We start from the raw sequence: 13,133 nt of genomic DNA on the forward strand, positions 1-13,133 counted from the left end.
ATACAACGGCGACGTAAGCGGCTCGACCCGCATGCGCAACTTACATACATGGAGTTGATCGTGGCCACTCAATTAACGGATGCCGTCAACTGTCCGGCTGATGGGCGCGGGCTCGGGGCGCCGAATGCGTGGATTACGCTCTGAGGCATGGCCGACGCACCGTACAAGCTGATCCTCCTCCGCCACGGCGAGAGCGAGTGGAACGCGAAGAACCTGTTCACCGGCTGGGTGGACGTCAATCTGAACGAGAAGGGCGAGAAGGAGGCAGTCCGCGGCGGCGAGCTCCTGAAGGACGCCGACCTCCTCCCCGACGTGGTCCACACGTCCCTCCAGAAGCGCGCGATCCGCACGGCCCAGCTGGCCCTCGAGGCCGCGGACCGCCACTGGATCCCGGTCCACCGCAGCTGGCGCCTGAACGAGCGCCACTACGGCGCCCTCCAGGGCAAGGACAAGGCGGCCACCCTGGCCGAGTTCGGCGAGGAGCAGTTCATGCTCTGGCGCCGCTCCTACGACACCCCGCCGCCCCCGCTCTCGGACGACTCCGAGTTCTCCCAGGCGCACGACGCCCGCTACGCGACGATCCCGCCGGAGCTGCGCCCCGACACGGAGTGCCTGAAGGACGTCGTCGTCCGCATGCTCCCCTACTGGTACGACGGCATCGTCCCCGACCTCCTGACCGGCCGCACGGTCCTGGTCGCGGCCCACGGCAACTCGCTCCGCGCCCTGGTCAAGCACCTGGACGGCATCTCCGACGCCGACATCGCGGGCCTGAACATCCCGACCGGCATCCCGCTCTACTACGAGCTCGACGCCGACTTCAAGCCGGTCACCCCCGGCGGCACGTACCTCGACCCGGAGGCGGCCGCGGCGGCGATCGAGGCGGTCAAGAACCAGGGCAAGAAGAAGTAACCCTGACTGATCAAGCCCTCTACCTGCGAGTTGTCCGCTGGTGGAGGGCTTGATGCTGTCCTGGGGCTGTCTCTGGGCCGACGGCGTACGGGACGGGAGCTGGGGAGGGCGGTGGCTTGGGAACGCCCTTGCCTGCGGGCCGCTTGCCTCTGGATCATGCGTACGGACCAGGAGAGACCTAGGGAGACCGACGTGAAGGCGCAACGAGCGCAGCTGTTGCTGTGGAGCACGGTTGCCGCAGGGCTCCTGGTAGCAATCCTGCTGACACCATTGGCCCTTGAACTAGCAGCGCCGACTCACAGGGACTGGGGCCGGCTGAGCGATGTCAGTCAGACCTACGGCGCCCTGTCGGTTCCGCTTTCCGCGATCGCGCTGCTGGGTGTGGCCGCTTCTCTGGCCTATCAAGCTCGACAGACGAGGATGGCCAACGAGGAGTCGCAACGGTCGGCGCATCGGCAGCTGCTGATGTATGCGTTGGACAACCCGGAGTTCCTTGTGTGCTGGGAACCCGTGAGCGGCATGTCGCCTGTCGAGATGCGACGGCTGATCTTCACCAACATGATCATAAGCAACTGGCACTCGGACTATGTGCTGCGCAGGTGGAACGATCAAGAGGCCCGAGCAGCGTTGGGCATTCACTTTCAAGGAAAAGTTGCCCGTTCACACTGGGAGAAGACCGCTTCCAACTGGCGGCAGGTTGTTGAAGCTTCGGGTGACGTCCGGAGGATTCGGTTCGTTGACCTGGTGGACGAGAGTTACGCAGAGGCTGTTGCCGCAGGGCCCGGCGTTCCTCCCGAGGAGTACTTCACCGCTTCCGAATGAACGCGACGTACGAGGAAGAGGTGCGCGGCCGGCGCTGGCAGGTCTCGCTCTTGGCCATCGACGAAGCCCGACCGTCGGTTGGGTCCCGGTCCGTTCCCGGGCCGCCCCCAGACAGAGCCGGGGATGCAGCTGCACTACAGAGCTGGGCACCTCGGATGCCGACCGCGCATCGGCGACCCTAGCTGCGGCCACTGACAACGCCCACCGGCTCCGCACGCTGCCGGTCTGTGCGCCCTTGGCCGGCGGCGTGCAGTGGCCGCGGATGCGGTCGCCAGGAGTCAGCTCGAGGCGGCTGCCTGCATGATCGCGTGCCAGCGGGTGGCGTCGAAGATCAGGCGGATGGTGTGCCGGTGCCCGGAATTCGTCCAGCCAGGCCAGACCGGCGGGGGTGATGCGGACGAGGGTGGACCGGCGGTCATCGGGGTCAGGGCCGCGTCGGACGAACCCTTCGCGTTCGAGTGTGCCGACCAGACCGGTGGAGTTGCGGGGAGTCATGCCTCCGGGATTCGCACCGGCTTCGCCGAGCGTGCGCAGCCGGATGAGCACGTCGTCGGCTCCAGCGCTGAGGCCACGGCCTTCCGATCCATGGGTGCGAAGCCGCTCGACGGACCTGTGCGCGGCGCGCGCCGCGGCCGTCGCCTCCAGGCGCAGGGTGTCACCTCCTGAGGTGAACGCGGCCATGGCTGGTAGGTGATCGAATCGGGTACTCGTCAAGGTCCCTCAGCTGAACTCGACCGCGTGGTCGATGGCCCACCTCGCGAAAGTGCCGGCGGGTCGGCCGGTGAGGCGCTCCACGTGATCGGTGGTGCGGTGTGACTCAAGCCGACGCAGCGAGGCGGCAACCAGCGCTTCCACCAGCCGCTCCGGACGTCCGTCCGCGAGCATGCGGGACCGCGCCCGCTCAGCGGTGAGCGCTTGGAAGCGCAGACGGCGCCGGAGCGCGACACCGAGAAGAGCGACCTGGTCGGCGCGACTGAGCACCTCGGGGCCTGTCAGCAGGTATGGCCGGTGCGGGAGTTGGCCGGGGTGCGCGAGCAAGGCCGCTACGACGGCATCGGCGACGTCGCGCTCGTCGACGACGGCTGTGCGCGCGATGTCCGGGCCTGACACCACGTCGCCCGCCCGCAACTGGGGGATCCAGCCACGGGCGTTGGACGCCAACGTGTCGCTACGCAGCACCATGGGGCGCAGGCCGGCACTGTGGAGCAGGGCTTCCATGTCCGCGTGCACCTGAACGATGGGATCACTCTGACGAGCGGCTTGGTCGTCGATGGCTGTCGAGGACAGGTAGACGACACGGGGTGCCGCTGCGACGAGTTCCGCGACCAGGCCGTGGGCAGGGGCGGAGTCGAGCAGTGGCCAGATCAGAAAGACGGCGTCGACGCCCACGAGCGCCGCTCGCACGGCAGCGGGGTCGGTGAGGTCGCCCACCGCCCACTCGGCTCCGGGGCGCGGACCGGTCTGATCGCGCACAAGGCATCGCACGCGCGCACCGTGTGCTCGGAGGCGGTCGACGACCTCACGGCCGAGATTGCCGGCCGCGCCGGTGACCAGGATCGATGAACGGCAAAGGGAGCCCGTGGGGCCAGTGGCATCAGGCATGATCGAGACGCTAGGGGTTCAGGCCGACATGAAGGCAAGGCGCATGGCGTGAAGACGATCGGAGAAGCAGCCGCAGAACTCGGAATCGAGGCCCACGTGTTGCGGCACTGGGAAGACGTCGGGGCACTCACCGTGCGTCGCGATGGCAACGGCTACCGCATCTACGACGACAACACCGTGGAACAGGCCCGCACGGTACTGAAGCTGCGGCGCGTCGGTCTCTCGTTGCCCGAGGTCACCGCCGCCATGGCGGCCAAGAAGTCGACGGCGCAGGCGGTCGTGAGGGCCAAGATCGCTGAACTCGAAGGCGAAGTCGCCCAGAGGCAGGAGGCCATCACCTTCCTGCAGCACACCGTTGAGTGTCGGCATCGCTACCTCGACGACTGTCCGGACTGCGCGACCTTCGTCCGTGAAGCCTGAGCCGCCCACCCGCTGGGAAGCTGGTTGCGGCCGTTGGAGCCGTGGCGGGCCGAGGAGTTCCTGGCGCATACGGACCGGGGCCGGGACTTCATCTCACTGTCCTGGGGCCGGCCGTTGTTCGAAGACGAGGAGCGGTTTGGCGCCGTGGGCGGGTGTTTCGGCTGACGCGATGGCTTCGGCGAAGCGTTCGAGGGGGAACGGCCGGCCCTGGGGGATGCTCAGCACGTCAGCGGTGACGAGGCTGCGGACCTCGGACAGCGCGAGCAGTACTTCCGTGGGTGAGGTGGTGCCGAACCAGCGGTTCAGCCAGAAGCCACGGACCACTTTGGTCTCGTAGATGACCGAGCGGGCCGGCAGCGGAATCGTCAGTGCCGTCGGGTCGGTCTGCCGATGGGTGGAGAGCGCGCCGTAGACGACGACCTCTCCTTGCGGGGCCAGTGCCTGGCACACCTGGGCGCCCACCTGGCCCGCGACACAGTCGACGGCCTTGCGCACGCCGGCCGGTCCTGCGATCTCAGCCACCCGCTGCACCAGGTCCTCGTCCTCGGTGCAGATGACCTCGTCGCCACCCAGTGCCTTGATCTCCTCGACGGCAGCGCGCCGCCGCACCACATTGATCGTGCGCACACCCAGATGCCTGGCCAGCTGAATGACGAGCCGGCCGACGGTGGAGCCCGCCGCGGTCTGCACCAGCCATTCACCCGGCTGTACGTCGAGTTCGCGGGTCACCAGGAGCAGCGCGGTCAACGGGTTGACGGCGAGCTGGCAGGCGCTGGAGTCGCTCAGACGGTCGGGGACCGGCAGAAGCCTGTGGGTGTCGGCAACGAGATATTCCTGCCAGGTGCCGGACACATGCGCCCCGGGTACGGCCGGGACGGCGGCGACCACCACGCGCTCGCCGATCTTCAGTCCCTCGGTGCCCGGACCCAGGGCCTCGATACGGCCCACGCATTCCATGTGCCCCCCGACCGTGGGGAACTCCGGGGAGAAGCCGTAGCGACCCCGCAACACGTGCAGATCGCTGGCGTGAATCGGAGTCGCCGTCACGCGGATCAACGCCTGACCGACGTCTGCCGTGGGAACGGGCCGGGATTCCAGCCGCAGGACATCGTCCGGCTCGCCGACCCCTCCGGCTACGAGCGCACGCATGGATCGCGGCATGAGTGACCTTTCGAGCAACCTCCGCCAGCCCGGCACTGTCCCCAGCTTGCGCTGCGCCGGGGGCGCTGTCATGTCGTGAGCGGCGTCAGCGCGTCAGGGTCAGCAGCCCGCCCACCAGAAAGAAGACCCCCGCGATCCCGGCGTAGATCCGCATCACGGTGAGGCTCCTCCAGGGCGTTCCGTACGCGGTGCGCTGCTCGACCACCACGCCCGCCCAGTCCCAGGCCGGCGACGGCGAAAGAGCGGTACGTCACTTGGCCCAAGCTGGGCACTCGGGCGTGGAGCAGCCGGTTCGGGTTTGTCCGACGGGACACGGGTGGATCATGTCCGCTGACTACGCGTCGCGAGGGAGATGGTGATGACCATGCCGTCCGAGGGGCCGGAGGCATCGGCCGGCGGTCCGGAGGGACGGGCGCGGCTGTGGGTCGGTGAGACACTCGCCGCCGCGGCGCGAGGTGTCTGTGATCCTCAGCAGGTGCCGGGCGCGCTCTGTGCGGCGTGCGTACGGCTGCTGCCGGTCAGCGGGTCCTCCGTGACGATCTCCGGCGGGCGGGGCGTACGCGTCACCTGGTGCGCCAGTGACCGGGTCGCCGCCCGGCTCGCCGAGCTGCAGTACACCGTGGGGGACGGGCCCTGCCAGAGCGCACTCGACCAGGGCGCACCGGTGGTCGCGGCCGACCTCACCGGCGGAGCCGACGCCCGCCGCTGGCCGATCTTCGCGCAGGAGGCGGTGGCGCTCGGCGTGCGCGCGGTCTTCTCGCTGCCGCTCGGCGTCAGTGGCGCCGCGGTCGGCACCCTCGACCTGTACAGCGAACGTGCCGGCGGGCTGACCGAGCCGGACATGCGGACCGCGCTGTGGGTGCGCGACGCGGTCACCTACGCGCTCATGGGCCTGCCCGCTGCCGAACACGACAGCGCCGAGGAGGAGGCCCCGGACGAGGTGGCGTCCTGGGTGGCGTACTCCGAGGCCGACCACACCGAGGTCTACCAGGCGGTCGGCATGGTGATGGTGCAGCTCGGCCTGGAGCCCGAGCAGGCCCTGGACCGGCTGCGGGCGCGTGCGTACGTGGACGGCCGCACGGTCAGCCAGGTCGCCCGCGAGGTCCTGGCCCGCAAGCTCCGCTTCCAGCGGGAGCCGGAGGCCGACGGCAGCGGTGACCGGCACGACTGAGCCGCCGTACACGGAGAGGGCCGGTGTGAACGGCGTTCACACCGGCCCTACGACGCCGTACGGTCCGTCAGCCGCACTGGCAGGGCGCGCCCGACTGGCACCCGCAACCGCAGCCCGAGCCGCAGCCGCACGCACCGATCAGCGGAAGGCTCGTGGGGGCGGCGGGCTGGTCGGTGTCACGGTCCTGAGTGGGGTCGGGCATGGTGCTGGGGGATTCGGCCATGGGTCCCTCCTGGACACGGGGGCAGGGATGCCCTCGTCCATTTCATGCCCGTTTCCCTGGGCGCATCAACGGCGCACGGATGCGCTCACACGCCCCGGGGTCACGCCCCCTCGACGCCCGTCACCGGCTGGATGTCCTGCTGGAGTTCGTCCGCGTGCTCGCCCGTGACCAGGTAGACGACGCGCTTGGCGACGGCCACGGCGTGGTCGGCGTAGCGCTCGTAGTAGCGGCCGAGGAGGGTGACGTCCACCGCCGTCTCGATGCCGTGCTTCCAGCGGTCGTCGATCAGGTGCTGGAACAGCGTGCGGTGCAGCAGGTCCATCTCGTCGTCGTCCTGCTCCAGCTGGAGCGCGAGGTCGATGTCCTTGGTGATGATCACCTCGGCCGCCTTCGCCATCAGACGCTGCGCGAGCTGGCCCATCTCCAGGATGGTCGCGTGCAGGTCCTGGGGGACGGCCCGCGCGGGGAAGCGCAGGCGCGCCAGCTTCGCCACGTGCTGGGCGAGGTCGCCGGACCGCTCCAGGTCGGCGGACATCCGCAGGGAGGTGACGACGATACGGAGGTCGGTCGCCACCGGCTGCTGCCGGGCGAGCAGGGCTATGGCCCGCGCCTCCAGGTCGTGCTGGAGCTCGTCGACCTTCTTGTCGGCCTCGATCACGCTCTCGGCCAGCTTGAGGTCGGCGTCCAGGATGGCGGTCGTGGCGCGTCCGATCGCCGACCCGACCAGCCGGGCCATCTCCACCAGACCGTCGCCGATCGAGTCAAGTTCCTCGTGGTACGCGTCCCGCATCAGGGTTCCCTCTCATAGGTGTGCTTGGTCCCCACGCTCCCACGTTGTGCCCCGCACGCGTCCGTTTCCGCCACCACAAATGAACCAATACTGGCTCCCAGGTGAACTCTGGGCGACGAGTGTCCGAGGTCCCACCTCGACGGCTGTGGTCATGTCGTAGGCCCTGCTTAACCTGGATGCATGGACGTGAACGCGGCGGTCGCCGCAGCGGCAGCGATCGCCGGGGTGCTCACCGGTGTCATCGCCATGCTGGCGTTCCGCTGGAGCGAACGCGACCAGAAGCGACCGACCAGGACTTCCTTGCACACCGATCCCGTACTCCCGCCCGGCGTGGACACCGTACTGTCCGTGCTCCGCTCCTCGGCCGTCGTCCTCGACGAGGCAGACGCCGTGGTCAAGGCCAGCTCCGCCGCCTACGCCCTCGGGCTGGTGCGGGGCGGCAAACTCGCCGTCGAGCCGATGCTCCAGATGGCCCGTGACACCAGACGGGACGGGGAGATACGGCAGGTCGAGCTGGATCTGCCCCGCCGGGGCACCGGACGCGGCGAGGCCCTCGCCGTCTCCGCCCGCGTGGCCCCGCTCGGCTCCCGCCTGGTCCTGCTGCTGGTCGAGGACCTGACCGAGGCCAGAAGGATCGAGGCCGTACGGCGTGACTTCGTGGCGAACGTCAGCCACGAGCTGAAGACGCCCGTCGGCGCGCTCTCGCTCCTCTCCGAGGCCGTCATGGACGCCTCCGACGACCCCGAGGCCGTGCAACGCTTCGCGGGCCGCATGCAGATCGAGGCGACCCGGCTGACCAATCTGGTCCAGGAGCTGATCGACCTCTCCCGGGTGCAGAACGACGACCCGCTGGAGGACGCCGAGCCCGTCCGCGTGGACGAACTGGTCGCCGAGGCCGTCGACCGCTGCCGCCACCAGGCCGGCACCAAGCAGATCACCATGGCCGCGGGCGGCACCGAGGATCTGGCGGTCTGGGGGAACCGCGGCCAGCTGGCCGCCGCCCTCGGCAACCTGGTCGAGAACGCGGTGAACTACTCCCCGGCCCGCACCCGCGTCGGCATAGCCGCCCGCCGGGTCAACGCGCCCGGTGGCGACATGATCGAGCTGGCCGTGACGGACCAGGGCATCGGCATCTCCGAGAAGGACAAGGAGCGCATCTTCGAGCGCTTCTACCGCGTCGACCCGGCCCGCTCCCGGGCGACCGGAGGCACCGGCCTCGGCCTCGCGATCGTCAAGCACGTGGTCGCCTCGCACGGCGGGGAGGTCACGGTCTGGAGCGCCGAAGGCCAGGGCTCCACCTTCACCCTCAGGCTGCCGGAGGCGGGCGCGGCCCGCGACCGCGCGCAACAGCACCCCGACCTCGACGAAGAAGACGAGGACGGCGGCGCCCCCGAGTCATCCCCGTACGAACCGCTTCCCGCCCCGGAGGTCCTTCCGTGACCCGAGTGCTCGTCGTCGAGGACGAGGAGTCCTTCTCCGACGCCCTGTCGTACATGCTCCGCAAGGAGGGCTTCGAGGTCGCCGTGGCGGCCACCGGCCCCGACGGACTCGACGAGTTCGAGCGCAACGGCGCCGACCTCGTCCTCCTCGACCTGATGCTGCCGGGCCTGCCCGGTACGGAGGTGTGCCGCCAGCTGCGCGGCCGCTCCAACGTCCCCGTGATCATGGTGACCGCCAAGGACAGCGAGATCGACAAGGTCGTCGGCCTCGAAATAGGAGCCGACGACTACGTCACCAAGCCCTTCTCCTCGCGTGAGCTGGTGGCCCGTATCCGGGCCGTCCTGCGCCGCCGCGGCGAGCCGGAGGAGGTCACCCCGGCCGCGCTGGAGGCGGGCCCGGTCCGCATGGACGTCGACCGCCACGTGGTGACGGTCGCCGGCTCCAAGGTCGACCTCCCGCTGAAGGAGTTCGACCTCCTGGAGATGCTGCTGCGCAACGCCGGCCGCGTCCTGACCCGCATGCAGCTCATCGACCGCGTCTGGGGCGCCGACTACGTGGGCGACACCAAGACCCTCGACGTCCACGTCAAGCGCCTGCGCGCCAAGATCGAGCCGGACCCGGGCGCACCGCGGTACCTGGTGACGGTGCGGGGGCTGGGCTACAAGTTCGAGCCGTAAGCCGTAAGCCGTAAGCCGAAGGGCGGCGCCCCTGCACGGGGTGCCGCCCTTCGTGTGTGTCCTGGGTGCTCAGCGGCCGGCGGCCGACTGGGACGCGGAGTCGCTCGGGCTGGCACCGGTGCTCGCGGTGCCGCCCGCCGGGGCGCTCGCGGAGGACGACGGGCTCGCCTTGCCGCCCTTGTGCGGCTTGCCGCTGGTGGAGCCGGAGGCACCCGGCGCCGGGGAGCTCGTCGCCGGGGCGGACGGGATCTGGCTCGGGCCCCACTTGTCGAAGTAGCTGGTGGCCGGCACCACGAAGGCGCGCAGGCTCACGTCACCGGTCTTGCTGAAGGTGAAGGTGACGTTCTGGGCGTTGCCGTCCTGGACCGCCTGGCGGCCGCTGGGGATCTCGGCGGAGGCGTTGTCCTTGCCGCCGAGGATCAGGGAGCCGTGCGCCGGGACGGTCAGGCTCTGGCCCTTGGGGGCGGTCAGCTTGACGGCGCCGCCGCTGCCCGGGACGGTGATGGACTGCAGGGTCTGCGGATCCTTGCCCATGTTGAACAGGGTCGCGGAGATCACGGCCGGGCCCGTCGACTTCAGATCGGGCTGGGTGATGATCAGAGCGTTCTGGACCTTGATGTCCCCGACGCTGGTCGCCGCGTTGTCCGGCTTGACCTCCAGGGTCTGTGAGTCGTTGCCGGCGCCGCAGGCGGCGAGCGAGGCGATCGAGAAGACGATGGCGGAGGCGGCGAGAGCGCCGCGTCGAAGGCTGCTGCTCACGGCGGCGGCAACTCCTTGAACGCGCGGGCGGCTCCTCTTATAAAGCCACCCTAAGTGTCTGTCAGCGGCCTTAGGTTACCGAGCCGTTCCCGGGCCGCCGCACCCGACCCTCCCCGAGCGCCCCGCTTGCCTCCGGCTGGGGGTACCCCGCCCCGTTCGTCACTCCCGTCACAGGTGACTCTCCAGACTCCCGTCACAGGTGACTCTCCAGCCACTTTGCCGGGCGCTCGTCCGCCATTCACATAACCGCTCGCAAAATTTCCGTGAAGGAATGCGCGCGGCCCTCGATATTGATCACGCGCCACCCCGTCCGGCAGCCGTTGATCAATTTTGGAATCGCCCCGGATGCGTCCCGGGTCACCGAACGGAGTAGCGGAAGTCGCACGCTTGGAACCGGACAAAACGGGACGTTCATCCACTTGGTGACGACTCCGAAGGTGTGTAGCGTACGCGTTTCACCTCGCCCGAAGAGCCCCTCCGACCTGCGAATTCCTCGTTCCGCAGGCCCCTCGCAGCACGTTCCTGTCGCAGTTGTCAAGCCCCGAGATATGCCCTGACCTGCGAAAACGCCATTCAGAAGACGCCGTATCCGTGTTACCCTGGATAGCCACGGAAGGGGTACCTGTCACATGACGTTCAAGGTTGGCGACACCGTGGTCTATCCCCATCACGGGGCCGCGCTGATCGAGGCCATCGAAACTCGCCAGATCAAAGGCGTGGACAAGACCTACTTGGTGCTGAAGGTCGCCCAGGGTGACCTGACGGTACGTGTGCCAGCGGACAATGCGGAGTTCGTCGGCGTGCGTGATGTGGTCGGTCAGGACGGGCTGGACCGGGTCTTCGAGGTGTTGCGCGCGCCGTACGCCGAGGAGCCCACGAACTGGTCGCGCCGCTACAAGGCAAACCTGGAGAAGCTCGCCTCCGGCGATGTCATCAAGGTCGCGGAAGTCGTGCGTGACCTGTGGCGTCGTGAGCGCGAGCGCGGTCTCTCCGCCGGTGAGAAGCGCATGCTGGCCAAGGCCCGCCAGATCCTGGTGAGCGAGCTGGCTCTCGCGGAGAACACGAACGAGGACAAGGCCGAAGCCCTGCTCGACGAGGTGCTCGCCTCCTGACGCGCCACGGCGGCGATCCTTCGCTTCCGACACGCTCAGCACAGTAAATGCCGCGGTGCCCGATGACACTCCCTGTCGCCGGGCGCTGCGGCATGTTCGCACCCGCGGCGCCGGATCCCGGAAAAGCCCCGCTCTTCTCTGCTCTTCCGTGTTCTTCGGAAAGCCCCCGAGAACAAAGCCCCCCGATACTTGACGTGCCGGGCCCGGGCGGATGGCTCGACCAGGGTCACGGAAAGGGTCCGGTCAAGGCGTCGCGCCCGGCACTCCTCCAGGCCATACCCACCTAGGTCGAGCACACAAACCTGACAGGAACCGATGTCTGACGAATCGCGCCCTTCGCCCGCGCCGACCCCCGTCGCCGCCGTGATCCCCGCCGCCGGCCGGGGCGTACGCCTCGGTCCGGGCGCCCCCAAGGCGCTGCGCACGCTGAACGGCACCCCCATGCTCATCCACGCGGCCCGCGCGCTCGCCGCGTCCCGCCATGTCTCCCTCGTGATCGTCGTGGCCCCGCCGGACGGCGCCGCCGAGGTCAAGTCCCTCCTCGACGCCCACGCGCTGCCCGAGCGGACCGACTTCCTGGTCGTCCCCGGCGGAGACAGCCGCCAGGAATCGGTCAGGCTCGGCCTCGACGCGCTTCCCCCCGAGTACGGCATCGTCCTCGTCCACGACGCGGCCCGCCCGCTGGTCCCGGTCGACACGGTCGACGCGGTCATCGAGGCCGTGCGCGACGGCGCCCCCGCCGTCGTCCCGGCGCTTCCGCTCGCCGACACCGTCAAGGAGGTCGAGCCCGCCGCCGAGCCCGGCGCGCCCGAGCCGGTCGTCGCCACCCCCGAGCGGGCCCGCCTCCGTGCCGTCCAGACGCCCCAGGGCTTCGACCGGGCGGTCCTGGTCCGCGCCCACGAGACCGTCACCGGCAACGTCACCGACGACGCCGGCATGATCGAGCAACTGGGCCTGACGGTCGTCGCCGTCCCCGGCCACGAGGAGGCCTTCAAGGTCACCCGGCCCCTCGACCTGGTTCTCGCGGAGGCGGTCCTGAACCGCAGGAGGTTGAACGATGGCTTCTGAGTACGTACTGCCGCAGGTGGGCATCGGCACCGACATCCACGCCTTCGAGGAGGGTCGCGAGCTGTGGTGCGCGGGCCTGAAGTGGGAGGACTCCGGCTCGGGCCTGGCCGGGCACTCCGACGCGGACGTCGTCGCCCACGCGGCCTGCAACGCCCTCTTCTCCGCCGCCGGACTGGGTGACCTGGGACAGCACTTCGGCACCGGCCGCCCCGAGTGGTCGGGGGCCGCCGGGACCACCCTGCTCACCGAGGCGGCCCGGATCGTCCGCGAGGCGGGCTTCACCATCGGCAACATCGCCGTTCAGGTCGTCGGCCCCCGCCCCAAGATCGGCAAGCGCCGCGACGAGGCCCAGAAGATCCTCTCCGAGGCGGCCGGCGCCCCCGTCTTCGTCTCCGGCGCCACCACGGACGGCCTCGGCTTCCCGGGCCGTGAGGAGGGGCTGATGGCGGTGGCGACGGCGCTGGTGGTCCGTACGGGCTGAGACCGCCGCCGCTGCTGCCCGTGGTGCGAGTGAGCGCAGAGCGTGCGAGGGTACCCGGAGAGTCACCGCTGACCGAGGAGGTACCCATGCCCGCCACCCTGCCCGACCGGCTCAAGTCCCTGCTCGACGGCCCCGTCTTCATCGTGGTCGGCACGATCCAGCCCGACGGCCGTCCGCAGCTGTCCCCGGTATGGGTGAAGCGGGACGGTGAGCAGGTCCTGTTCTCCACGACCGTCGACCGCCGCAAGAAGAAGAACCTCGACCGTGACCCCCGGGTGAGCGTCATCGTCCAGGACCCCGAGACGCCCTACGTCTACGGCGAGATCCGGGGCACCGCGGAGTGCAGCACCCAGGGCGCCGAGGAACTCATCGACGAACTGTCGCTGAAGTACACCGGCAAGAAGTACGCCGAGTTCAACCCGGAGTCCGTCAACGACGCCGACCGTGTGATCGTCAGGGTCACGCCGGAGAAGGTCGTCGGGATGTTCTGAACCAAGC

The 13,133-nt window shown here is 69.5% G+C and carries 15 protein-coding genes and 1 pseudogene; 11 read left to right on the top strand and 5 right to left on the bottom strand.

From position 1 onward, the window contains the following. The first annotated feature begins 147 nt into the window (after positions 1-147). A complete protein-coding gene (locus ACZ7HQ_RS18920) occupies positions 148-909 on the top strand; it encodes a phosphoglyceromutase (protein WP_470990876.1) in 762 nt (253 codons plus the stop codon). 192 nt (positions 910-1,101) lie between these two features. Further along, positions 1,102-1,731 (top strand): DUF6082 family protein, encoded by a 630-nt coding sequence (locus ACZ7HQ_RS18925; RefSeq protein ID WP_470990878.1) that lies wholly within the window; start codon positions 1,102-1,104, stop codon positions 1,729-1,731. A gap of 720 nt (positions 1,732-2,451) precedes the next feature. Here the strand turns inward: ACZ7HQ_RS18925 and ACZ7HQ_RS18930 are convergent. Continuing rightward, on the bottom strand, positions 2,452-3,333 hold the full coding sequence (locus ACZ7HQ_RS18930) for an NAD(P)H-binding protein (RefSeq protein ID WP_470990880.1): 882 nt from the start codon (positions 3,331-3,333) through the stop codon (positions 2,452-2,454). A 48-nt stretch (positions 3,334-3,381) separates the two neighbouring features. Between ACZ7HQ_RS18930 and ACZ7HQ_RS18935 the strand changes: the two genes are divergently transcribed. Then, positions 3,382-3,753 (top strand): MerR family transcriptional regulator, encoded by a 372-nt coding sequence (locus tag ACZ7HQ_RS18935; protein ID WP_470990882.1) that lies wholly within the window; start codon positions 3,382-3,384, stop codon positions 3,751-3,753. 12 nt (positions 3,754-3,765) lie between these two features. Then, a pseudogene (locus ACZ7HQ_RS18940) lies at positions 3,766-3,849 on the top strand (GNAT family N-acetyltransferase); the annotation flags it as partial. Here the strand turns inward: ACZ7HQ_RS18940 and ACZ7HQ_RS18945 are convergent. Both ACZ7HQ_RS18945 and ACZ7HQ_RS18950 read right to left on the bottom strand, forming a co-directional pair. Beyond that, on the bottom strand, positions 3,847-4,902 hold the full coding sequence (locus ACZ7HQ_RS18945) for a zinc-dependent alcohol dehydrogenase family protein (RefSeq protein ID WP_470990884.1): 1,056 nt from the start codon (positions 4,900-4,902) through the stop codon (positions 3,847-3,849). The pseudogene ACZ7HQ_RS18940 and the gene ACZ7HQ_RS18945 sit on opposite strands and share 3 nt — an antisense overlap. A 97-nt stretch (positions 4,903-4,999) precedes the next feature. Then, complete coding sequence (locus ACZ7HQ_RS18950; protein ID WP_470990886.1) at positions 5,000-5,122, bottom strand: hypothetical protein; 123 nt, start codon at positions 5,120-5,122, stop codon at positions 5,000-5,002. 150 nt (positions 5,123-5,272) lie between these two features. Between ACZ7HQ_RS18950 and ACZ7HQ_RS18955 the strand changes: the two genes are divergently transcribed. Next, positions 5,273-6,085: a GAF and ANTAR domain-containing protein gene (locus tag ACZ7HQ_RS18955; RefSeq protein WP_470990888.1), complete on the top strand. Its 813-nt coding sequence runs from the start codon at positions 5,273-5,275 to the stop codon at positions 6,083-6,085. Between the two features lie 323 nt (positions 6,086-6,408). Here the strand turns inward: ACZ7HQ_RS18955 and phoU are convergent, their stop codons facing one another. Then, positions 6,409-7,098 (bottom strand): phosphate signaling complex protein PhoU, encoded by a 690-nt coding sequence (gene phoU, locus ACZ7HQ_RS18960; protein WP_470990890.1) that lies wholly within the window; start codon positions 7,096-7,098, stop codon positions 6,409-6,411. Between the two features lie 180 nt (positions 7,099-7,278). Here phoU and phoR point away from each other — a divergent pair, with 180 nt between their 5' ends. Then, complete coding sequence (phoR, locus tag ACZ7HQ_RS18965; RefSeq protein WP_470990892.1) at positions 7,279-8,538, top strand: two-component system sensor histidine kinase PhoR; 1,260 nt, start codon at positions 7,279-7,281, stop codon at positions 8,536-8,538. Between the two features lie 5 nt (positions 8,539-8,543). Beyond that, positions 8,544-9,215, top strand: a complete 672-nt coding sequence (phoP, locus tag ACZ7HQ_RS18970) for a two-component system response regulator PhoP (RefSeq protein ID WP_466437636.1) — start codon at positions 8,544-8,546, stop codon at positions 9,213-9,215. Positions 9,216-9,284: 69 nt separating this feature from the next. On the opposite strand, the gene ACZ7HQ_RS18975 is transcribed toward phoP, so the two are convergent. Then, a complete protein-coding gene (locus ACZ7HQ_RS18975) occupies positions 9,285-9,974 on the bottom strand; it encodes a copper chaperone PCu(A)C domain-containing protein (protein WP_470990894.1) in 690 nt (229 codons plus the stop codon). 629 nt (positions 9,975-10,603) lie between these two features. Here ACZ7HQ_RS18975 and ACZ7HQ_RS18980 point away from each other — a divergent pair. The 4 genes from ACZ7HQ_RS18980 (at position 10,604) to ACZ7HQ_RS18995 (ending at position 13,126) form a co-directional block, all read left to right on the top strand. Then, positions 10,604-11,086 (top strand): CarD family transcriptional regulator, encoded by a 483-nt coding sequence (locus ACZ7HQ_RS18980; protein WP_003953493.1) that lies wholly within the window; start codon positions 10,604-10,606, stop codon positions 11,084-11,086. Between the two features lie 315 nt (positions 11,087-11,401). Further along, positions 11,402-12,154 (top strand): 2-C-methyl-D-erythritol 4-phosphate cytidylyltransferase, encoded by a 753-nt coding sequence (gene ispD, locus ACZ7HQ_RS18985; RefSeq protein ID WP_470990895.1) that lies wholly within the window; start codon positions 11,402-11,404, stop codon positions 12,152-12,154. Beyond that, on the top strand, positions 12,144-12,635 hold the full coding sequence (ispF, locus tag ACZ7HQ_RS18990) for a 2-C-methyl-D-erythritol 2,4-cyclodiphosphate synthase (protein WP_470990897.1): 492 nt from the start codon (positions 12,144-12,146) through the stop codon (positions 12,633-12,635). Before ispD ends, ispF begins: the two co-directional genes overlap by 11 nt. A gap of 86 nt (positions 12,636-12,721) precedes the next feature. Continuing rightward, positions 12,722-13,126, top strand: coding sequence for a PPOX class F420-dependent oxidoreductase (locus tag ACZ7HQ_RS18995; RefSeq protein ID WP_470990899.1), 405 nt, complete (start codon positions 12,722-12,724; stop codon positions 13,124-13,126). Positions 13,127-13,133: the final 7 nt, after the last annotated feature.

The sequence above is a fragment of the Streptomyces sp. NPDC037290 genome, assembly GCF_055603245.1.